This is a genomic window from Clostridium sp. AF22-10 (assembly GCF_003478725.1).
GTDB classification, from domain to species: domain Bacteria; phylum Bacillota; class Clostridia; order Lachnospirales; family Lachnospiraceae; genus Otoolea; species Otoolea fessa.
On record NZ_QUFZ01000010.1, the window covers coordinates 84973 to 107013 of the forward strand.

Here is a 22041-nt window from a genome sequence, read left to right on the forward strand (position 1 = left end):
CAGCAAAAATGGGCGCATGCCAGACACATCACGCCCACTTTTATCTACTTACACCCGGAAGTTCCGGCTCTTAAACACATACACATGTGCGAACAGTGTCACCAGCACAACTGCCGCCAGCACCAGATCGCCCGTACCGCCGCCCAGATGAAACGCCATGCCAAACAGCGACAGCGTATCAATCGCAAACAGCCATTTTTCAACCGCATACACCTTTTTCAGGTATATTTCTTCGGATCGATCGAATCCGATATAAAAATCAGGAAATCTTTGCCGCAGAACAAATCAATTGTCTCTGCCAGTCCCAGACACCCCGTTAAAAAGAACAGTATATCCATCCGCATTCTCCTTCCCTAGAACCGCTTCCAGGTTTCCCTTGAAAACAGCAGAAGTACCGGGAAAATCTCCAGACGTCCTGCCAGCATATCAAAAATCAGAACCACTTTTGAGAAATTACTGAAAAATCCAAAGTTTCCGGTCGGTCCGACCAGCGCCAGACCCGGTCCGATATTATTAAACGTAGCCGTAACCGCCGTAAAATTCGTCACCAGATCGTATTCATCCAGAGAAATCAGCAGAACAGATACCGTAAAAATGAGCACATACGCAACCATAAACACATTCGTCGAGCGCACAACCTCATGCTCCACGATCTTTCCATCCATTTTGATCTTCTCCACTGCACTCGGGTGCAGGTACTGTTTCAGCTCCTTTTTTACCGATTTAAGCAGAATCAAAACACGCGACACCTTGATACCGCCTCCGGTACTGCCCGCGCAGGCGCCGATAAACATCAAAAGTACCATAATCGTTCTTGAAAGCTGCGGCCATTTATCAAAATCCACCGTGGCATAACCGGTCGTCGTGATAATCGAACCGACCTGGAATGCCGCATCCTGGAATGCCTGCAGTGCATTGCCGCAGAGTGCTACCGTATTGACTGTAATGATGCCAATCGCCGATGCAATGATTAGAAAATATGCCCGGACCTCCTGCATTTTAAAGGCCTGTCCCATCTTCCGCATCAGCAGAAAGAAGTAAAAGTTAAAGTTCACTCCGAACAGAATCATAAACACCGTCACGACATTTTTCTGAAATGCCGTGTAGCTCGCCAGACTATCATTCCGGATTGCAAAACCACCCGTACCTGCTGTTCCGACCGTGATCGTGATCGCGTCGAAAATCGGCATTTTCCCAAGAATCAGAATCACAGCCTCAAGAATCGTCATTCCCAGATAAATCTGGTATAACAGCTTCGCCGTCATCTGAACCTTCGGAACGAGACGACTCACGATGGGTCCTGGGCTCTCCGCTTTCATCAAATTCATATGGGAACCGCCCACCATCGGCAGGACACTCAGAAGAAATACCAGAACGCCCATACCGCCGATCCAGTGCGTAAAACTTCGCCAGAATAATAAGCATTTCGGCAGCTGCTCCACATTGCTCAGAATACTTGCACCGGTCGTCGTAAAGCCCGATACCGTCTCAAACAAGGCATCGATCGGATTTGGAATATAGCCGCTTAATACAAACGGCACTGCTCCCATCACACTGAGTAAAACCCAGCTTAGAGAAACCGCCACAAAGCTCTCCGCCACATAAAAGATCTGATTTTTCGGTTTCCGGCGTACCAGAAGCATACCAACCATCAGGCATACTGCCATCGTTGCCAGAAAACACCATACCTCTGACTCACGGTAAATCAGTGCCACTACCGTCGGAAGCACCATAAAAGCCGCCTCAAAATTCAGGATCCAGCCTATGATATAAAATACAATCGAATAATTCATCTATGCCGCCTACTTTCTCAGGATGTCGCGGATATCCCGCAGACCTTTCTGACTCGTCAGGACGATCACTGTATCGCCCTGCTGGATGCAGTCCTGTCCACGCGCGATCTTGATATTACCGCCGCGGTTGATGCATCCGATCAGCAGGTTGTTCTTGAGATTCAGATTCATCAGCGGAATGCCCGTCACTTCCGACTCCTCGCGGATCACAAACTCCAGCGCTTCCGCCCGGCTGTCGAGAATATGGTACAACGTCTCCACATTGCTACCGATGGTATTCTGCATCGCGCGCACATACTGTAAAATGTAGTCCGCCGTAATGTATTTCGGATAAATCAGACTTCCCAGATCCAGCTTGCTGATCAGCTCGTCAAAGGCGATCCGGTTAACCTTCGTCACCAGCTTCGCGCTGGAATTTTCCTTCGCATACAGCGCAAGGAATACATTTTCCTCATCCATATTCGTCAGAGTGACAAATGCCTCCGCCGTCATCAGCCCCTCTTCCAGAAGAAGCTGCCGGTCCGTTCCGTCGCCGTTGAGGATCAACGCATCGTCCAGAAGTTCTGTCAGAACCTCGCAGCGCGCTTTATCCTTCTCCACAATTTTAACCCGGATCTTCATCGCCGCCAAAAGTTTTGCCAGATAATAAGCAATCGTACCGCCTCCGACAATCAACGTATTTCTGACCTGGTTTGTCTGAATGCCGATCTTGCGGAAAAATTCTGCCGAATTTGCCGGGGAGGCGATAATCGACACCATATCCCCGTTTTTGATCACAAATTTACCATCCGGGATCGCCACCTCATCGCCGCGCTCAACACCGCCGATCAGGACATCGCAGCGGAATTGGCTGTCAATATCCATGACCGAAAGCCCGTCCAGCTTAAACTCCGGTTTTACCTTAAATTTCAGAAGCTCTACCTTTCCCTTGGCAAATGGATCGATCTTGATCGCTGACGGGAAGCGCAGAATTCTCGAAATCTCCGTCGCCGCCGCATATTCCGGGTTAATAATCATGGAAATTCCCAGCTGCTGCTTGATAAAGGTAAGCTCGTTGCTGTAAATCGGATTCCGCACACGCGCAATCGTGTGGCAATGCCCCACTTTTCTCGCAATCAGGCAGCAGAGAAGGTTCATCTCATCCGACCCTGTCACGGCAATCAGCATGTCCGCCGTCTGCACACCTGCCTCGATCTGCATGGAAATGCTGGCACCATTTCCCACCAGCTTGATCGCATCGATATCATCTGACACCCGCTGCATCCGCTCCGCAGACGTATCGATCATCACCACATTGTGATCTTCCCGGACAAGCTGCTCCGCCAGCGTCGTACCAACCTTGCCGCATCCGATAATGATTATATCCATAGTTTCCTCCGTTATTTTCTGTTTATCCGCCATACCGATACAGATTTATATACAAAATAAAAAATGTGCCTTAACACTTTCCTATGACGGAAAAAGGGTGCCTGAAAACCGCGCCCTAATCCATACGGAATTATTATAACACCTTCTGCGAGTTTTTGAAATATAAATTGTGTTAAGAGGGGATTTTGTGGGCGTTTTGAATATATTTGTCTCTTTCGGTCCCAAAAGTGCCTACCCGTGTACAGTAACTTTCCTCCCTTTTTGGCAAGATAAATTTCTTGACTTTTTCAGAAAAAACAGTATACTTAATATATATTTGCAGATATGGTTCATCGGTAGAACGCTAGCTTCCCAAGCTGGAAAGGCGGGTTCGATTCCCGTTATCTGCTTTTTTTGACGGATGCGGAAACCCTTGTAAATGCTGGATTTTTCCTTTATTTACAAGGGTTTCCGGTGTTTTTGGAGCATCTACCACGAAAGCATATTTCAGTATAAAGAACCCCTTTTTCTGGGGAAATATCACACGAAAAAGGGCTGTTTTTCCTTTATTTTCAAGGAATGACAGCCCCTTATTATGCGCTTATATTGTGTTTTTCATCATATTTTATCGTATATGTCCGTCCTCTGCTATCCGATCTGCGGTAATCATCCAGCCATCCGAATCAAACGCATACGCCTGCCCGTCAATCTGGCAGACTGCATCGTGCCGGTAGGTGTACCCACTCAGCAGATACCACCAGCGCCCGTCCTGGCACACCCAGCCAGTAAGATACTTGCCAGACACCCAGCCGTCCGCAGTCTGGATCCACGGTGCTCCGCTGACAAAACACTTCCGGATCGGCTGCACCTGCTGATCCTTACTGTATCGCTTGCCAGAGTCAGCACCTGCCGGAGCTGTCCGGATGATGAGTGAGGACGCAGTGATGCTCAAGCCGTGTGCGCCGCTCTTGATGTCCTTGAGATCCGCCGCTCCGGCATCGCTGTCGGCTTTGACTGTCGCTACATCCATTTTAGGCCAGGTCTTTTTAAACGCCTCAAAGGTGCCGTAACGCTGTTTAAGAATATTGGTGCCGCTGCCCCAGTCCGGCAGATAAAGATGTGGCTTGTCTACGATGCTACGCCAGTCTCCGCCCCAGGCAAGTCCTAAAGCTTTTGCCAGCTCTGCGGCCTTTTTAAACATACCTGTGCTGTCATTGTAGGCATCGTCTGACACGCTGCCATCGCCGTCCACATCCATCTTAAGATAAAAATCAAAAGCAACCCCCACTGATGCTGACTGCTATAGCTACTGCCTTTGGCATTGGTTACAATGTTGCCAGGCTTGGTACGTCCTTGCGCGTACAGAGCGTCCTGCTCCGCCACCGTCCGCAGTGTCTCTCCGATGGCTACTGTGATACCCTCGGTCGCACAGGCTTTGATCCAGGCGGACGCAATGCGCTGGAGACGCGGATGGCATAATGTGATATCTCTCATAGATTTGTCCTCTTTTCTTTATGATATGAAAAAATATGAAATTTTGTTTTCCGGGGTATCTTGCAAAGAATTTTCGCATATGCTATAATGCCGATAGGCTAAGAGATAGTAGTTGTCCATCACAGGCAACGACAAAACCCCCAAGGATCGCGACTCCTTGGGGGTTTTTATTCCTACTATCGGCTTTCGTCGATTTTCCCCTATTGTTGCGATGTCGCAACGGCAGCCACGCCCCGAACTGCCGCGGGAGATAGTCGGATCGCCTCCTTCTACTCTTCTTTTCCTGACTGCTTAAAAATCTGGTTTACATACGTAGACAATCCCGCCACAAGGACGCCCTGTGTAAGTGCCGTGAAAACTGCCAGCGCGATATCCTGACCACTGCCGCAGGCACAGGTGGCGAACACATAGATGGCACAAATCGCAACGCCAATCAGCCCATTAATGAGTGGGATGTATTTGTCTTTCACTGTCTCACTCTGCTTCAGCCACATCCCAATAAAGTACAGCACTACTGCTACCACAAGTAATTCCGGCTTTACATAATCTTTAATCTGCATACCTTATCCCTCCATCTGCTTTTCCAAATCTGCGATCCGATGGTTTGCCACCCGGATCTGTTTCTGCATCACTGCCTCGGTCTCCTCTAATTTATATGTACGCTCAATTACTGTATGAAAGCAATTATGAATGATAAAGTCATGGAACGACTGATTGATACGCTGATGGAGTTGCAGAAGAAAGAAAGCACCGATCTGCCTCTTTTGAAAAAGTAGCTTGCAGAAACGGAAAAAGGTATTAACAATATGCTCAACTCCATTCAAGCAGGGATTTTTACTCCGTCCACCAAGCAAAGACTGGACGAGTTGGAGGAAACCAAAAGGCAGCTTGAAGTCAGCATTTTGCAGGAGGAAATGCACAAGCCCCTGCTTACAAGAGAACAGATAGCATTTTTCATTTACCGCTTCCGTAAATTTGATGTGACAAAGCGGGAACAGCGGCAAAGACTGATTGACAGTTTTGTAAATGCGGTGTATCTTTATGAGGACAAGATAATTCCTTACTTTTAACTGTAAGAACAGTTCTAAGACCATCACACTGGCGGAGGTTGAGGGTTCGGATTTATCCGCACTCGGTGCTGGTTTGAAAACCTCCGTAAAGAATGAATTTGACATTGTTTACGGAGGTTTTTGTTTTATCCCTTCGCTTTCACTTTATCAAACTCTGGGTTAAACGTATAGAAATTACGACTGCTCAGGTGATCCTGTACATTTCTTAAAGCTTCGCCAAACCGCTGAAAATGTACAATCTCCCGCTCGCGCAGAAAACGGATCGGATCGCATACTTCCGGATCTTTGACCACGCGGAGAATATTGTCGTAGGTTGTGCGGGCTTTCTGCTCTGCTGCCATATCCTCATATAAATCCGTGATCGCATCGCCCTTCGACTGGAACTCGCACGCATTGAACGGGATTCCGCCTGCTGCCTGCGGCCAGATTGCCGTGGTGTGGTCGATATAGTATGGTCCGAACCCGGATGACTCGATCTGTGCCGGAGTAAGGTTGCGCGTGAGCTGCTGGACAATGGCGGCAATCATCTCCATATGGGCGAGTTCCTCGGTTCCGATGTCGGTCAGAAGTCCTTTCTGCATCTTATAAGGCATCGTATACCGCTGGGACAGGTAGCGCATAGAGGCTCCGATTTCGCCGTCAGGACCGCCATACTGGCTCATTACATATTGCGCGATCTTCGGATTCGGCGTCTTGATATTGACTGGATATTGTAATCTTTTTTCATATCTCCACATACGCTACACCTCCCCTTCCCACGGCCAGCGCTCTGTAAGCCAGGACCATGTGCATGCATCGTCCGCATCCTCGATCGTGAGCGGTCCAAACGATGCCTCATACGCTTTAACAGCTTCTTTCCGAAGTGCCACCACATACCGGTAATAATTCAGCGCATTCCTGTCATCCGGGTGGGTGTCCAGATAGAGAATCACATCATCCATTGCAAAGCTGGCATCATCAATCCGTTTCATCAATTTTCTGGCAGTCTCATTCATCAGCAGGCACCTCCCATCATAAACGGCAGATCCAGATCCGGAAAAATAGTTCCCCGCCTGAATGCGGTTTCCAGCGCATACGGCTGCTGCCAGGACTGAATCGGTACATATCCCATGCCGACCGGATAATTTCCGCCTCCCAGAAATGTCTGCGGCGGCCTGTTCCCTCCTGTCTGCGGATACGGGCGGGCAGGTCGGATTTCTGGACCCTGCGGGCAAAATGCCCCATTTTCCGAAACAAGATGCACCGAACCAGCACAAGGTATTTCCGGCGGACAGGTTGGCGGTGCGGTATTTATGCAACGATTGCCAGAAATGCCTGCCACCGGGCATGACATAAGAGGCATTCCCGAACGGCAGGCATTTTTCCGGCTGGAGTTATCCTGATAACCATTCATATTTCATTCTCCTACAAAAGCAGTTATACTTTATCTTATGCAGGAAATATATAAATGCGATCGCCGCTGAAAAACAGAGCGATCATTATGTACTATTTTTTACAAAGGTAACTGATAACATCTTTTCTGGTAATAATACCGATAAAATTTTTCTGATCATCCAGCACCGGCACGAAATTCTGGTTCATGATCTTTCCCAGAAGATCTTCCATATCCGCATTGACAAGTACCGGCTGATTATCCGAACGGCGTGGAATCTCAGTGATCCGCACTTTTTCTAGTCCTTTCTGCACCAGATCTGTCTTATTTTTGAGTCCCCACAGCAAGTCGCCCTCGGTTAATGTTCCTGCGTAACGCCCTGCCTTCGTGATGATCGGCACCGCAGAATACTTGTACTTTTCCATCGTATCCATTGCCTGCCCAACCGTGTCCTCCTCATTCACATAAATGACTTCGCTTTTCGGTGTCAGAAAAAATAATATATTCATGGTTTACCTGTTCTCCTTTCATCTTTCCCCATACGTCCCCCATACGTATCTGTAGATTTTGTATATTTTCGTTCAAATCTGCCTTCGTTCTTCTTGATTATACCAAATCCGTCCAAAAAAGATATAAAGAAATCCTTATTTTTCCATCAAATTTTTCTGTAATCGGTACTGTTCATACCCGTGACCAGTAACTATATTCCGCTCCTAATAACCCATCTCCTCATCCACAAACACAACCTCTACTTCCATCCCATTGCTCGGACGCTCCAGGATCACGATCGAATGGCAAATCCGTGCCGGGCTGTTGCAGTCTACGCAGACGCCCGTTTTCGCACACGGGGTCTGGACCTGCAGACGGGCTGCGTTCTTCGGTGCTGCGATCTGTTTTGCACGTTCCATCGCAGATGTCAAATCCGGACAGACTTTATTGTTTCCAATGACAAAATATACTTTTTCCGGTCCGAATAAGGTCTGCGACACGCGGTTTCCGGTTCCATCGATATTGACCAGTTCTCCGGTTTTGGAAACACCATTAGCGCTGGTTATGTACACCTCGGCACTTCTCGCTTCCACAAGCATCTCGCGCCCTGCCTTTTTCCAGTGCCAGATCACCTCATTTTTCTCGGAAAGTGCCTCATAAAGTCCCATCTCCTGTGCCGTCACACTTCCGCCTATCGCAACTTTTTTCCCGGAAATCTGATCTTTCAGATAGTCCGACGCAGCCTTCTTTGTATCAAAGAAACTCGTTTTAAATCCGTGACGTTCAAAATTATTCTTCAGCAGTTCCTGTTCCATCTTTGTCCTCCTTATTAAATCGTTCAATTTATAGTAACTTTTATTTATAACCTACATTGACAGCCTTTGATCTTTGAAAATATTCGTACTTTACCTATAGTATATCAAATATTGGCAGAAAAACAAGGCAGAGCAAATTAGCTGCCCGCCTTGCTTCAAGTCAAGTTACTGTTCACGCATGCGTGCCCAGTAACGGAATTTGCCGTGGCTTCGCATTCAAATACGGCAAATTCCTGCTACCACCACGTTTTCTTACGGCACTTTCGGTTCCAAAAGTGCCTACCCGTAAACAGTATCAAGTCAACAAAATTCCCTGTCTTCATGTTTTCATACAGCAGCTTTCTGTTTCAAAACCACCTGTCACAAAACACAAACTTATCCCTTCATTTCCAATTTCTGCCACAGCCAGAACCAGACTGCAAGGCGTATCATAAACAGCATTTCAGCCTGTCATTCCAGATAGTCCAGCGCATCCACCGGTTCTCCGTCGTGCATCAGCTCGAAATATACGTTATTTCCCTCAATCGAATAGTATTTGGTCGGCTCTGCCACATATCCGAGTATCGTATCTTTTGCCACATACTGCTTCTGCGCCACCTGAACGTCTTTGAGCTGTCCACAGACCGCCGTGTAGCCGCTTCCCAGATCCAGCACAACATAATTGCCGATCTCCTCATTAGAACCGACTTCGGTTACCTGCGCCTCGGCGGGTGCGGCGACCGGCTCACTCACATCGCCCTGGATAATGAGCGCCGGATTGCATTTGTATTGATCGAGCGTCGGAAAATAGATGGTCGAATCCATGCTGTAATCGAGAATCACATTGCCCTGGACCGGCCAGCTTAAGCGATCGGTTCCATTGTAGGAAAGTGCGCGTGCGGCAGCTGCTCCGGCTCCCAGACTGCTCTCTTTTTCCTCCTCCATCGGCTTCTGATCGGCTTCATCCCGGTTATTGACCGAATACGAAGCGTCCGAACTTCCTGCCACCTGTGCGCGTGTTTCCGCCTGTCCGTCGTTTTCTTCTAAACGGTTCTGCGGCATCTCTTCCGCCAGGATTCCCTCCGTCTGCGGCACATCCAGATACGGATTTCTTCCATCCTGTGCATTATCTTTTCGAATTTTTACGGTTCCTGCTGCGGCTACGATTGTCAGCAGACCAAGCACTGTCATTACCAGAACAAGTTTGTCCCTGAATAACTGTCTTACTTTATTTTTCACGTTTATCACCTCGGTATTAGTCTTGCCGAAGTGAATCGTTTTATTCAGAAACGATTTGAATATTTTTAAAATAATGCTTTAAAATTTCTTCCGCGCTGCTCCCATTCTCCGCCATGAGTCCCGCCCCGTACTGCGACAACCCGTAACCATGCCCGCGCCCATAAGTAACACAGCGGATTTCATCCCCGTCTTCCTCGAGGGAAAAAGCTGGCGACGGCACGCCTAACGCATAGCGCACCGCGTCCCCGCTGTACGTCTCCGCCCCAATCTGCACGGTTTCCACATAACCGGCGCTGTCCCGTTTCACGATCTGAATTTCCTCCAGAATCCGCTCTTCTTCCAAATTTTCCAGATCCGGGTGTTCTCCCAATGCATTCAGTCCTTCTTCCAGACGTTTTTTCAGTTCTTCCCGTGTCATGCCCTGCCGCGTCAGGTAGCCGCCAGCGCCCTCATCCTCCTTTGCCGCAACCGACGCCAGATACGGATGCGCCTCATCCCCTTCGCGCGTCCGCCCCGCGCTCACTGCATGAAACAGCGGCTCAATATAATTCCCATCCCAGATCGCCGTCTGTCCTGCGCTCTCCCGCACCGCCCCACAGATCGTCTGGTAATATTCCGGCATTCCAGCCGCCTCAAACCGGCTCTCGATCTGCTCCGGCTCCAGATAATCCATATCTAACGCCGATTCCTCGATCGAATCTGCCCCGTCCATCTCCCGGTACAGCGCCGTCCGCGCCAGAATTGCCTGCGCCTTGACTGCCTCCTTCGGATAGCCGTCCGGAATCTGCACTGCAGTCAGACCGATCAGATATTCTTCCAGTGGGACAGCATACCCGGTTCCGTTGTTGCGGACGCCATCCTCCCGATCCAGAAGGATCTGCCGACCATCCGTCTGACTTCCCCCTCCAGATGTTCTATCTGAATTTCCTCCGATTTTTCCTCCATCCGCCCCCTGCACACGCCCGGAAACTGCCAGTGTTGTGATATATGGGATCAAAAAAGCCGCCAGTACGGCGGCAGTTCTCTTCTTCATTTCGGTTCTCCTGTTTTGACTGTTCCAGTACGGTTTCACGCATTTTCTGTTTTGCCATACCAGTAAACTTATGGTTTCAATGCCTTACAAACCAGCTTCTTTTCTCTGCCTTCCTTATCTTATGACAGGCACTCAAAAAATATCACAAGTCTACGCTCCGGCTTTTCCTCCGCCGCCCTTTGCAGTCTCTTCCAGTTTCCCCTCTATCATTCTTTTACTCCCCCAGCGTCACACCATCCAGCAGCCAGCGGAACCATCCCTTTTTCTTCATCACCACAGTTCCATGAAAGTCCATCGTCTTCTCCGGTGCCAGCACCTCATCGCCTTTTTCCAGGCAGAAACGCACCGAAACCGTGTAGTCATACGTCCGCGCCTTCTTCTCCCGCCCCGTCTCGCTCAGCTGACAGTTCGTCACATACACGCGTTCCACCGGTGCGGAAAACTGCGATAATAAAAGAACATACGGAAGCCCCGTCTGCTCCAGCGCCTCGCATCCAGCCTCGGTTGCCGTCTTTCCATACTCTTTCGCGTAGATCGCCGTCAGACCGTCCTGATACACCTCATCCAGATCAAACGCCCGGTTCGCCGTATAAAGCGAATAGATTTCCTTTTTCGCCTGCTGATAGGCGCTGTTTTTATAAGAAGCAAACAAAAACAGCGAAATGATAAAAAAGAGGGAAGCACCCACAAGAGGAACCGAAAATCCTTGTGTCCCCGGTCTTTTTCTGTATCCTCTCATAGTGTGTCCTCCCTCTTTTTACTCCTTTTACAGTGCCTTTACATCATCATCGTCCACATGGATCTTCTCCAGATGCCAGATGTCGCGCACATACTCCTCGATGGTACGGTCAGAGGAGAATTTACCAGCGCTTGCTGTGTTGAGCATGGCTGCTCTCGCCCACCAGTTCTCGTCACGGTAAGCTGCCTCGACGCGTTTCTGTGCTTCCGCATAGGAACGGAAATCTTTCAGGATGAAGTAGGTATCTGCCTTGGCACTGTTCTTTGTATTTAACAGAGAATTGTAAATATCGCGGAACAGCTCCGGATCCTGCGGTGAATAGTAGCCGTTGATGAGCTGCATCAGCACGCGACGGATATCCTGGTCGGTGTTGAAGATCTCCTCCGGATTGTAACCGCCGTTGTTCTCATAATTGATAACCTCGTCAGCGCTCAGACCGAAGATAAATGCGTTCTCCTTGCCTACCTCCTCGACGATCTCCACGTTCGCACCATCCATCGTGCCCAGCGTCAGCGCACCGTTCAGCATGAACTTCATGTTGCCGGTACCGGACGCCTCCTTGCTGGCGGTGGAAATCTGCTCGCTGACATCCGCTGCCGCAAAAATCAATTCTGCGTTGGAAACGCGGTAATCTTCGATAAACACAACTTTCAGCTTACCATTGATGGATTTATCATTGTTGATAACATCTGCTACGGAGTTAATCAGTTTGATCGTCTTCTTGGCAATCTGGTAACCTGCCGCTGCTTTCGCACCAAAGATAAAGGTTCTCGGAACCATATCCATGTTTGGATTGTCTTTGAGCTGGTTATACAGGTACATTACATGAAGGATATTTAAAAGCTGTCTCTTGTACTCATGGAGACGTTTTACCTGTACATCGAAAATGGAACGCGGATCAATGTCGATGCCGTTGTGCTCCTTGATGTATTTTGCCAGGCGCAGTTTATTCTGATACTTGATGTTCATAAATTCCTGCTGGAATTTCGGATCATCGACGTATACTTTTAATTTTGCCAGGTGCGGAAGATCGGTAATCCACTCGTCGCCAATCTGCTCCGTGATCCAGTCTGCCAGAAGCGGATTGCCATGCAGCAGGAAACGACGCTGGGTGATACCGTTTGTCTTATTGTTAAATTTCTCCGGCATCATCTCGTAGAAATCTTTCAGCTCCTGATTTTTCAGAATCTCGGTGTGAAGTTTTGCCACACCGTTGACGGAATATCCGGCTACGATCGCCAGATGCGCCATCTTAACCTGACCGTCAAAGATGATCGCCATCTTTTTAACTTTCTCATAGTTATTCGGGTACTTATTCTGTACCTCGATCAGAAAACGGCGGTTGATCTCTTCCACAATCTGGTATACACGCGGAAGCAGGCGGGAGAACAGCTCGATCGGCCATTTTTCCAGCGCCTCTGCCATGATAGTGTGGTTGGTGTATGCACAACATTTTGTTGTGATACCCCACGCCTCATCCCAGTTTAAGCCTTCCTGATCCAGGAGCAGGCGCATCAGCTCAGCAACTGCCACGGTCGGATGCGTATCGTTCATCTGGAATACGATCTTCTCCGGCAGTTTGTGAATATCATCGTTGGTCTCTTTGAATTTCTTCAGAGCAACCTGTAAGCTGGCAGAAATGAAGAAATACTGCTGTTTAAGACGCAGCTCTTTACCCGCATAGTGGTTGTCGTTCGGATAAAGGACCTCAACCAGGTTCTTCGCCAGATTCTCCTGCTCGACCGCCTTCTGGTAATCACCCTTGTCAAATGCAGAAAGGCTGAACGTGTCGATCGGCTGTGCATCCCAGATACGCAGGGTGTTGACTACGTTGTTGCCGTAGCCGACAATCGGCATATCATACGGAACTGCCAGAACAGACTGATAACCTTCCTGTACAAAATGGTTGCGCTCACCGTCCCACTCGGTCTTGACATAACCGCCAAATTTAACCTCGGTCGCATACTCCGGGCGGCGAAGCTCGAACGGATAACCGTTTTTCAGCCACTCATCCGGCACCTCCACCTGGTAGCCGTCCTTGATTTTCTGCTTAAACATACCGTAGTGGTAACGGATGCCGCAGCCGTAAGCCGGATAACCAAGAGTTGCCAGGGAATCCAGAAAACATGCTGCCAGACGCCCCAGACCGCCGTTTCCAAGTGCGGATCCGGCTCCTGATCCTCAATCGCATTGAGGTCAAAACCAAGCTCTTCCAGTGCTTCCTTCACTGCTTTTTTCGCACCCAAGTTGATGATATTGTTACCAAGCGCACGTCCCATCAGAAACTCCATAGAAAGGTAATATACCTTCTTTGCGCCTGTCTCGTCAAACTGCTTCTGGGTTGCAATCCAGTCGTCGATAATCACATCCTTGATCGCATAGGACACAGCCTGGAATATCTGCTGCGGTGTCGCCTCGTCGATCGTTCTGCGGTACTGGTTCTTTACATTTTCGATAATACTCTTTTTAAACTCTTCTTTGCTGATCTCGCGCATCCTGTCCTCCTAATATTCGTAGTATCACGGTTTCCCGCCAGGCACATCAGTCAGTCGTTTTCTCAACACCAAACATACCTTTTTCGCCATTGATATCCCACTCTTTTGTGTATCCGCTCATGGTGCCAATCAGGATATTATCAGCCAGAACCTCTTTCTTGATTTCCTCTGTATGCTTCTTTAAAATTTCTGCAAGTTTATCATTTCCGTCCTGGAAGACGTTGATATGGTTCATTACCTCAAAACCGGCTTCCTTACGCATCGTCTGAATCTTACTGATGATCTCGCGGACAAAGCCCTCTTCGATGAGTTCCGGTGTCAGATTGGTGTCCAGAACAACGGTAACGAAATTGTCACCCTCAGATACAAAGCCCGGTACCTGTGCCATGTCAATCAGAAGATCTTCTTTTGCCAGCTCTACCTTTGTACCGTCCTGCGTCTCAAAGCTTAAAAGGTCGGTTTCATTTAAGGTATCCATCGCCTGATTTCCGTCCAGACCTGCAAGAATCTCTTTGATCTCGTTTACATACTTGCCATACTTGCGTCCAACGGTACGAAGCTGCGGCTTGAAGCTGTAGGAGGTAAATGCGCGGACATCATCCGTGAACTCTACCTTCTTCACATTCAGCTCATCCTGGATGATTTCCTGATAGAACTCCGGCAGAGCGGTCTCTGCCTTCACGAACATACGTCCGATCGGCTGACGGTTCTTGATGTTAGCAGTATTTCTTGCTGCACGGCCCAGAACGACAACCTTCAGGACTTCTTCCATTTTCGCTTCCAGATCCTTGTCGATGTGCGCCTCATTTGCAACCGGGAAGTCGCACAGATGGATGCTCTCCGGTGCCTCTTTATCCAGACTGCGAACCAGATTCTGGTAAATGTCTTCGGTCATGAACGGAATCATCGGAGCCGCTACCTTCGCTACAGTTACCAGTGCGGTGTAGAGTGTCATGTACGCATTGATCTTATCCTGCTCCATGCCCTTCGCCCAGAAACGCTCACGGCTTCTTCTGACATACCAGTTACTCATATCATCGACGAAATCCTGGAGCGCTCTTGCAGCCTCCGGAATTCGGTAGTTGCCCAGATCGTCGTCTACCTCTTTGATGAGGCTGTTTAACTTAGACAGCAGCCATTTGTCCATAACCGGAAGTTTATCGTATTCCAGCGTATATTTGGTTGCGTCAAAATTATCAATATTCGCATAGAGTACAAAGAATGCATAGGTATTCCAGAGAGTACCCATGAAACGTCTCTGTCCCTCGATAACGGCTTTTCCGTGGAAACGGTTCGGCAGCCACGGTGCACTGTTAATGTAGAAATACCAGCGGATCGCATCAGCGCCGTAAGTCTGCAGTGCATCGAACGGGTCAACCGCGTTGCCCTTGGACTTACTCATCTTCTGTCCGTTCTCATCCTGGACATGCCCCAGAACGATAACATTCTTGTACGGCGCCTTGTTAAAGATCAGGGTCGAGATAGCTAACAGGGAGTAGAACCATCCACGCGTCTGATCAACCGCCTCGGAGATGAAATCTGCCGGGAACTGCTGCTCAAACAGTTCTTTATTTTCAAATGGATAATGATGCTGTGCAAATGGCATGGAACCGGAATCAAACCAGCAGTCGATAACCTCCGGTACACGGTGCATCTGTTTGCCGCACTTCGGCAGGTGATCGTCACATCATCGATGAATGGGCGGTGAAGCTCAACCTCTCCATTTGCCTCCTGATCCATCTCTTTTGCATATTTTTTCACAACGTCCGTGTAGTTCGGGCTCATAGATTTTAATTCTGCCTGGCTTCCGATCGCGTGCTGGCAGCCGCACTCGCACTCCCAGATATTTAATGGAGTACCCCAGTAACGGTTACGGCTCACGCCCCAGTCCTGGACATTCTCCAGCCAGTCGCCGAAACGCCCTTTACCGATGCTCTCCGGAATCCAGTTGATCGTGTTGTTGTTGCGGATCAGGTCATCCTTGACTGCGGTCATCTTGATGAACCAGGATTCACGTGCATAGTAGATAAGTGGTGTATCGCAGCGCCAGCAGTGCGGGTAGCTATGCTCAAATACCGGTGCAGAGAACAGAAGTCCGCTTTCTCTTAATGCTTTCAGAACCTCCGGATCGGCTTTCTTGCAGAACATACCAGCCCACGGAGTCTCCTTCGTCATCTCGCCCTTGCCGTCTACCAACTGTACGAACGGAAGGTCATATTTTCTGCCGACCTTGGAGTCATCCTCACCAAATGCCGGCGCAATGTGTACGACACCGGTACCATCGGTCAGTGTTACATAATTATCGCAGACAATGTAGAATGCTTTCTTATGCTGTTTTTCACAGGTTGCTACGGCATAGTCAAATAATGGCTCATACTCTTTATATTCCAGATCTTTTCCGACAAAGGTTTCCAGAACATCGTAAGTGCCCTCGCCCAGAACGGTATCACACAGCGCCTGCGCCATATAATAAACCGTGCCATCCTCTTTCATTTTTACCTTTACATATGTCTCGTCCGGATTTACACAGAGCGCCACGTTGGACGGAAGTGTCCACGGGGTGGTCGTCCATGCAAGAATGTATGCATCTTCGCCCTTTACCGGGAATTTAGCAATCGCAGAACGCTCTTTGACGTCCTTATATCCCTGTGCCACCTCATGGCTGGACAGCGGGGTGCCGCAGCGCGGGCAGTACGGTACGATCTTGAAGCCCTTATAAAGAAGTCCCTTGTTCCAGATTTCTTTTAATGCCCACCACTCAGACTCAATGAAGCTGTTGTGGTAGGTAACATACGGATGCTCCATGTCTGCCCAGAAACCAACGGTGTTGGAGAATCTTTCCCACATTCCTTTGTATTTCCAGACACTCTCTTTACAGTGCTCGATGAACGGTTCCAGACCATACTGCTCAATCTGCTCCTTGCCGTCCAGTCCCAGCATCTTCTCTACTTCCAGCTCAACCGGAAGACCGTGGGTATCCCATCCAGCCTTTCTCGGAACCATGTAGCCCTTCATCGCGCGGTATCTCGGAATCATATCCTTGATAACACGGGTCAGCACGTGTCCGATGTGCGGCTTGCCGTTTGCGGTAGGCGGTCCGTCATAGAATGTATAGGTCGGTCCCTGCTTACGGCTGTCGATACTCTTCTTAAAAATCTGCTCATCTTCCCAGAACTTCTCAATGTTCTTTTCACGTTCCACGAAATTCATGTTTGCCGGAACTTTGTTGTACATGATAAATTCCTCCTAAAAATATGAAATAAAAATGGACCCATCCTGTAACAGGACAAGGGCCCACTTGCTTTTAACCACCTATTACTGCATACCTTTATATGCGCTCCCTATAACGGAGGAAACCGTCGGTACTTACTGAATTTTCCTTCCGGGCGCTGTCAGAAACGGCGCTCAGACTTCCAAAAATGGTTCAGCCCGAAGCTCCGGAGTGATCTTCGCATCCGCCTTACTCACAGCAGGCTCTCACCGTCCCTGCCTCGCTCCCGCTTTCCGTGCGGCGCTACTGTCTCCATCATTGCTTTTCCTATCATAATTAGTAATCAAATCACTAACATGGACATTGTATCTTTTTTCCAGATGGTTGTCAAGGAATGTTTCGGATATGATTCACATGTTATAAAATTATCATTATTTTGCCATTCCCCTGATTTTATGGTATAGTATATAAAATATGTCTGTATTTACTTTAAAAAACAGACACAGACATTCATTGCAAATATAAACAATGAAGTATACTATATATAAAAAGAAGGGCGTGCCCGCAGCCGTCTTTCGCAACAAAGGAGAATATTATGGAGCCAAGAAACCTTACCCTATTGACCGACCTGTATGAACTGACGATGATGCAGGGCTATTTCCGGGAGAAAGATGCCAACGAAACCGTCATTTTTGATGCGTTCTACCGCACAAACCCAGATGGAAATGCGTTTTCCATCTGCGCCGGCTTAGAGCAGGTCATTGACTATGTGAAAAATCTTCACTTCGATGATGCCGACATCGAATACTTACGCGGACTCGGCATTTTTGATGAAGATTTCCTCGAATATCTTCACAATTTCAAATTTTCGGGTGACATTTACGCAATCCCGGAAGGCACCGTTGTCTTCCCGCGTGAGCCTCTCGTCAAGGTCATCGCGCCGATCATGGAAGCACAGCTGGTTGAGACTGCATCTTAAACATCATCAACCACCAGAGCCTGATCGCGACCAAAACCTCCCGTATCGTCTTCGCCGCACGCGGGGACGGAATCATGGAGTTCGGGCTTCGCCGCGCGCAGGGTGCTGACGCCGGTACCTATGGCGCCCGCGCTGCCATGATCGCCGGCTGTATCGGCACTTCCAATGTACTGGCCGGAAAACTGTTTGACGTTCCGGTCAAGGGAACCCACGCACACAGCTGGATCATGAGTTTTCCAGATGAGCTGACTGCATTCCGCGCTTATGCAAAGCTCTATCCGAGTGCCTGCATCCTGTTAGCCGATACCTATGATACCCTGGGTTCCGGTGTTCCGAACGCGATCCGCGTCTTCCAGGAGATGCGCGACGCCGGTATCCCGCTGACTTTCTACGGCATCCGCCTCGACAGCGGCGACCTTGCATATATTTCCAAGAAAGCCCGCAAGATGCTGGATGACGCCGGATTCCCGGATGCAGTCATCTCCGCCTCCAACGATCTGGATGAATACCTGATCGACAGCCTGAAGATTCAGGGCGCTGCCATCACGTCCTGGGGTGTCGGCACAAACCTCATTACCTCCAAGGACTGTCCTTCCTTCGGCGGCGTTTATAAGCTGGCTGCCATCATGGACCGTCACACAGGCAAATTTATCCCGAAGATCAAGCTTTCGGAAAATACAGAAAAGGTTACCAATCCGGGCAACAAGACCATCCAGCGAATCTATGACAAGGAGACTGGCAAGATTATCGCAGATCTGATCTGTCTCGTGGATGAAGAGTTCGATGAGAAGAATTCCCTTCTGCTCTTCGATCCGATCGAGACATGGAAAAAGACACACCTCGCGCCGGGCACCTACACTATGCGCGAACTTCTCGTTCCAATCTTCAAAAACGGCGAATGCGTTTACGAGTCTCCAAAGGTTATGGACATCCGCGAATACTGCAAGAAAGAACAGGAGACGCTGTGGGATGAGTCCCGCCGTCTGGTAAACCCGCATGAGATTCATGTGGATCTCTCCAACGAGCTGTGGCATATGAAGGCACAGCTGTTAGACAGCTATCATTATACAAGCAACTAGTAGATAAAATACGAGTAAATACCATGTTCAGGCAAGTTTATTGCTGCCGGACATGGTATTTTTTTCTTTAACGCTTCCATAAAATTTGCAAAATAAAAACGAATGTGTCTCCAAGGAAATTCCTATTACACAAAAACTGCCGCCAAATACATCCGGCTGCCAGCCCTCTTCTTTGAAAAGTCCAGCCCGCCATTGTATTCCAGCGACAGTTTTTATATGAATCGTATCTTTATTTTTTTAAATCTATATCAAATATGATATTAATTACTCATCCCAGTTATGGTAAGTAGCCTGTACGTCATCATCCTCATCCAGAAGATCCAGGATTCTCTGCATCTTTTTGATGGATTCCTCATCGGTAAGCTCTACCCAGTTCTGCGGAATCATGGTAACGTCTGCTTCCATCATCGGAACGCCAGCCTTCTCCAGCGCCTCGCGGACTGCAGAGAAATCTTCCGGTGCGGTGATCACTTCGTAGCTGTCCTCCTCCTCGGAGAAATCCTCAGCTCCTGCATCCAGTGCAAGCATCATCAGCTCATCCGGATCCATCTCGCACTCTTCTTTGTCGATGATGATCTGACCTTTTTTATCAAACATGAAAGACACGCTGCCCGGAGTACCTACGTTTCCGCCGCCCTTGGTAAATGCGCTGCGGACATTCGCTGCGGTACGGTTCTTGTTGTCGGTCAGGGTATCTACGATGATAGCGACGCCATTCGGACCATATCCCTCATATGTAAGATTCTCGTAATTGACAGAGTTTGCATCTCCGGCTGCTTTCTTGATACCACGATCGATGGTATCGTTCGGCATATTGTTCGCTTTTGCTTTTGCAATCACATCACGCAGACGGCTGTTGTTTGCCGGATCCGAACCACCTTCCTTAACAGCTACGGCAATCTCACGACCGATAACGGTAAAGATTTTTCCCTTTGCTGCGTCGTTTCTCTCTTTTTTGTGCTTAATATTGGCGAACTTTGAATGTCCTGACATAAAATAACACTCCTCTTTCTATCTTCTTTGTTGTATCTTTTCGCTCATCAGCTTTTATATCACGCCGATTTCGGCACTAAAAAGCTGCATCTTAACTATTTTAACACCATTCTGTATGCTTGACAAGGGGTTCGCGGCTGATTTTATGTATCCAGTTCCAGACTGACCTTCAGCGCACGGTCCACTTCCTGTAAAAGCGCCCCGTCGATATGACAGATTTTCTCTTTCAGCCGCTGCTTATCGATCGTGCGGAGTTGTTCCAGTAAAATAACCGAATCCCTCACCATCGCACAGCGGCGCGTGTTTAATTCCACATGCGTCGGCAGCTTGGCTTTGTTCATCTTTGATGTGATCGCCGCGCAGATCACGGTCGGGCTGTGCTTGTTGCCGATATCATTCTGGATGACCAGCACCGGGCGGACGCCGCCCTGCTCTGAGCCGATGACCGGTCTTAAATCTGCGTAATAAATATCTCCTCGTCTGATAACCACTCGATTCACACTCCGTCCAAACTATTTTAAGATATAAATAACTGCTTTGTACTTTCACAGCTCCACAGTCCGTTTATACCGTTAGTATGGACAGATTTACACCGCCTATACGCGGGTCGTCCCACAAATGCATCCGGCAGTCCAGGTTCCCGCTTTGCCGAAGCTATCTACTTTATCTTATGAATCCTTTTTCTAAATGGTTCAAACACCGGCTTTACTCCATAAAATCCTCATACCGATCATCATTATAATCCTTTTTCCCGACGATCTTTCCACCTCTCACGTACACGCGCGGCACACGTTTTCCAAGCACGCATGGGATCTCATAGTGGAAACCGCCACTCCATTCCGCCAGCTCTTCCATCGTGATCTCGTCGTCCCCGTCGCGTCCGACCAGCGTTACCCGCGTGTCCTCAGCAGCCTCCGGGATATCGGTCACATCGATCATGCACTGATCCATGCAGACGCGTCCCAGAATCGGTGCGCGGTGTCCATGAATCAGGACATAACCCTTTCCAGAGAGATTTCTCGGATAGCCATCGCCGTATCCGGCGCCAATCGTCGCGATCCGCATCGGACGGTCCGTCACAAAGGTTCCGCCGTAGCTGATCGGCGTGCCCGGCTCCACTTCCTTAACATAGGTAATAAAGCTGCGGATCTCCATCGCCGGGTAAATCTTCATGTTCCGCTCTACCTCATCCGACGGATACAGACCGTATACCGTGATACCGGCTCTCGCCGCATCCAGTCCCATCCGCGGCAGTTCCATGATCGCCGCGCTGTTCGCACAGTGGCACATCGGAATATGAACACCTGCAGCTTCCAGACCTTCATGGAATTTCTGGTACCGCTCATACTGTAAATGGGTAAATGCCTTATCCGCCTCGTCAGCACGCGCAAAATGTGTAAACATTCCCTCGATCTCAATGCCCGGAAGCTTTGCAATCCGCTTTATCTCTTCCAGGCTATTTTCATCCGGGTGAAATCCGATTCGTCCCATGCCGGTATCGAGCGCAATATGCATTTTCGCCGTCTTTCCCATCGAAACCGCAAGTTTTGAGAGCAGCTCTGCCTTGTCTTCCTCAAAGATCGCTGGACGGATATCGCCCTCAATCAATTCCGCAAAATGGCGCGGGTGCGTGCTACCAAGCACCAGAATCGGTTTGTCAATGCCGTGGCGGCGCAGGTTCTGTCCTTCCTCCAAGGTTGCCACCGCATAGCCCCAGACAAACGACGCGATCGTCTTCGCCACCGGGACAGCCCCGTGACCGTAACCATCCGTCTTAACCACGCCGATCATCTTCGTTTTTGCCGGAAGATTTTCGCGCATCGCCTCCATATTTTTCACAATCGCATCCAGGTCAATCCGCGCATAAATCCGGGTATATGGTTCTTCTGCCATTGTATATGCTTTTTCCATCTT

Annotated in this window: 18 protein-coding genes, 1 tRNA gene and 3 pseudogenes; 3 read left to right on the top strand and 19 right to left on the bottom strand. The window is 48.9% G+C overall.

Annotated features, from left to right (window positions below; translation table 11 throughout):
- Positions 1 to 48: 48 nt before the first annotated feature.
- The 3 genes from DWX91_RS17405 to trkA all read right to left on the bottom strand — a co-directional run bounded on the left by DWX91_RS17405 (position 49) and on the right by trkA (position 3161).
- On the bottom strand, positions 49 to 213 hold the full coding sequence (locus tag DWX91_RS17405) for a hypothetical protein (RefSeq protein ID WP_243015170.1): 165 nt from the start codon (positions 211 to 213) through the stop codon (positions 49 to 51).
- Positions 214 to 353: 140 nt separating this feature from the next.
- Entirely contained in the window at positions 354 to 1793 is a 1440-nt protein-coding gene (locus DWX91_RS09270) for a TrkH family potassium uptake protein (RefSeq protein ID WP_117795212.1), read from the bottom strand.
- 9 nt (positions 1794 to 1802) lie between these two features.
- Positions 1803 to 3161 (bottom strand): Trk system potassium transporter TrkA, encoded by a 1359-nt coding sequence (gene trkA, locus DWX91_RS09275; RefSeq protein ID WP_118472912.1) that lies wholly within the window; start codon positions 3159 to 3161, stop codon positions 1803 to 1805.
- Positions 3162 to 3479: 318 nt separating this feature from the next.
- Between trkA and DWX91_RS09280 the strand changes: the two genes are divergently transcribed.
- Positions 3480 to 3550: transfer RNA gene (locus DWX91_RS09280), tRNA-Gly, on the top strand.
- 215 nt (positions 3551 to 3765) lie between these two features.
- Here the strand turns inward: DWX91_RS09280 and DWX91_RS18085 are convergent.
- The 3 genes from DWX91_RS18085 to DWX91_RS09290 all read right to left on the bottom strand — a co-directional run bounded on the left by DWX91_RS18085 (position 3766) and on the right by DWX91_RS09290 (position 5194).
- A complete protein-coding gene (locus DWX91_RS18085) occupies positions 3766 to 4398 on the bottom strand; it encodes a M15 family metallopeptidase (protein WP_412693871.1) in 633 nt (210 codons plus the stop codon).
- Complete coding sequence (locus tag DWX91_RS17410; RefSeq protein WP_412693869.1) at positions 4305 to 4634, bottom strand: M15 family metallopeptidase; 330 nt, start codon at positions 4632 to 4634, stop codon at positions 4305 to 4307. The genes DWX91_RS18085 and DWX91_RS17410 overlap by 94 nt, the downstream gene beginning before the upstream one ends.
- A 269-nt stretch (positions 4635 to 4903) precedes the next feature.
- A complete protein-coding gene (locus tag DWX91_RS09290) occupies positions 4904 to 5194 on the bottom strand; it encodes a phage holin family protein (protein ID WP_022359091.1) in 291 nt (96 codons plus the stop codon).
- 246 nt (positions 5195 to 5440) lie between these two features.
- Here DWX91_RS09290 and DWX91_RS16620 point away from each other — a divergent pair, with 246 nt between their 5' ends.
- Positions 5441 to 5704, top strand: coding sequence for a hypothetical protein (locus DWX91_RS16620; RefSeq protein ID WP_182430745.1), 264 nt, complete (start codon positions 5441 to 5443; stop codon positions 5702 to 5704).
- A gap of 125 nt (positions 5705 to 5829) precedes the next feature.
- Here the strand turns inward: DWX91_RS16620 and DWX91_RS09300 are convergent, their stop codons facing one another.
- The 10 genes and pseudogenes from DWX91_RS09300 to ileS all read right to left on the bottom strand — a co-directional run bounded on the left by DWX91_RS09300 (position 5830) and on the right by ileS (position 17099).
- Entirely contained in the window at positions 5830 to 6441 is a 612-nt protein-coding gene (locus DWX91_RS09300; protein ID WP_118293749.1) for a manganese catalase family protein, read from the bottom strand.
- A gap of 3 nt (positions 6442 to 6444) precedes the next feature.
- Entirely contained in the window at positions 6445 to 6699 is a 255-nt protein-coding gene (locus DWX91_RS09305) for a spore coat protein CotJB (RefSeq protein ID WP_022360123.1), read from the bottom strand.
- Entirely contained in the window at positions 6699 to 7097 is a 399-nt protein-coding gene (locus DWX91_RS09310) for a spore coat associated protein CotJA (RefSeq protein WP_233430131.1), read from the bottom strand. Before DWX91_RS09310 ends, DWX91_RS09305 begins: the two co-directional genes overlap by 1 nt.
- A gap of 92 nt (positions 7098 to 7189) precedes the next feature.
- The gene (locus DWX91_RS09315) at positions 7190 to 7585 is read right to left on the bottom strand and encodes a CBS domain-containing protein (RefSeq protein ID WP_022360124.1); all 396 of its coding nucleotides are present in this window, start codon (positions 7583 to 7585) and stop codon (positions 7190 to 7192) included.
- 204 nt (positions 7586 to 7789) lie between these two features.
- A complete protein-coding gene (locus tag DWX91_RS09320; RefSeq protein ID WP_106999707.1) occupies positions 7790 to 8380 on the bottom strand; it encodes a lactate utilization protein in 591 nt (196 codons plus the stop codon).
- 450 nt (positions 8381 to 8830) lie between these two features.
- Positions 8831 to 9598 (bottom strand): M23 family metallopeptidase, encoded by a 768-nt coding sequence (locus tag DWX91_RS09325; protein ID WP_106999706.1) that lies wholly within the window; start codon positions 9596 to 9598, stop codon positions 8831 to 8833.
- Positions 9599 to 9638: 40 nt separating this feature from the next.
- Positions 9639 to 10631 carry a SpoIID/LytB domain-containing protein gene (locus DWX91_RS09330; protein ID WP_118472914.1) on the bottom strand — a complete coding sequence of 331 codons (993 nt, stop codon included), beginning with the start codon at positions 10629 to 10631 and terminating at the stop codon, positions 9639 to 9641.
- Positions 10632 to 10845: 214 nt separating this feature from the next.
- Positions 10846 to 11370, bottom strand: coding sequence for a hypothetical protein (locus DWX91_RS09335; RefSeq protein WP_118472915.1), 525 nt, complete (start codon positions 11368 to 11370; stop codon positions 10846 to 10848).
- A 27-nt stretch (positions 11371 to 11397) separates the two neighbouring features.
- Positions 11398 to 13865, bottom strand: a pseudogene (locus tag DWX91_RS09340) (glycogen/starch/alpha-glucan phosphorylase).
- Between the two features lie 46 nt (positions 13866 to 13911).
- Positions 13912 to 17099, bottom strand: a pseudogene (ileS, locus tag DWX91_RS18090) (isoleucine--tRNA ligase).
- Positions 17100 to 17671: 572 nt separating this feature from the next.
- On the opposite strand from ileS, the pseudogene DWX91_RS09350 reads away from it, so the two are divergent.
- Positions 17672 to 19134 (top strand): annotated as a pseudogene (locus DWX91_RS09350) (nicotinate phosphoribosyltransferase).
- A 264-nt stretch (positions 19135 to 19398) separates the two neighbouring features.
- Here the strand turns inward: DWX91_RS09350 and DWX91_RS09355 are convergent.
- The 3 genes from DWX91_RS09355 to alr form a co-directional block, all read right to left on the bottom strand.
- A complete protein-coding gene (locus tag DWX91_RS09355; RefSeq protein ID WP_022360132.1) occupies positions 19399 to 20127 on the bottom strand; it encodes a YebC/PmpR family DNA-binding transcriptional regulator in 729 nt (242 codons plus the stop codon).
- Positions 20128 to 20270: 143 nt separating this feature from the next.
- Positions 20271 to 20618, bottom strand: a complete 348-nt coding sequence (locus DWX91_RS09360) for a type II toxin-antitoxin system PemK/MazF family toxin (protein ID WP_022360133.1) — start codon at positions 20616 to 20618, stop codon at positions 20271 to 20273.
- A gap of 214 nt (positions 20619 to 20832) precedes the next feature.
- A complete protein-coding gene (alr, locus tag DWX91_RS09365; RefSeq protein WP_243017843.1) occupies positions 20833 to 22038 on the bottom strand; it encodes an alanine racemase in 1206 nt (401 codons plus the stop codon).
- Between the last annotated feature and the right edge of the window lie 3 nt (positions 22039 to 22041).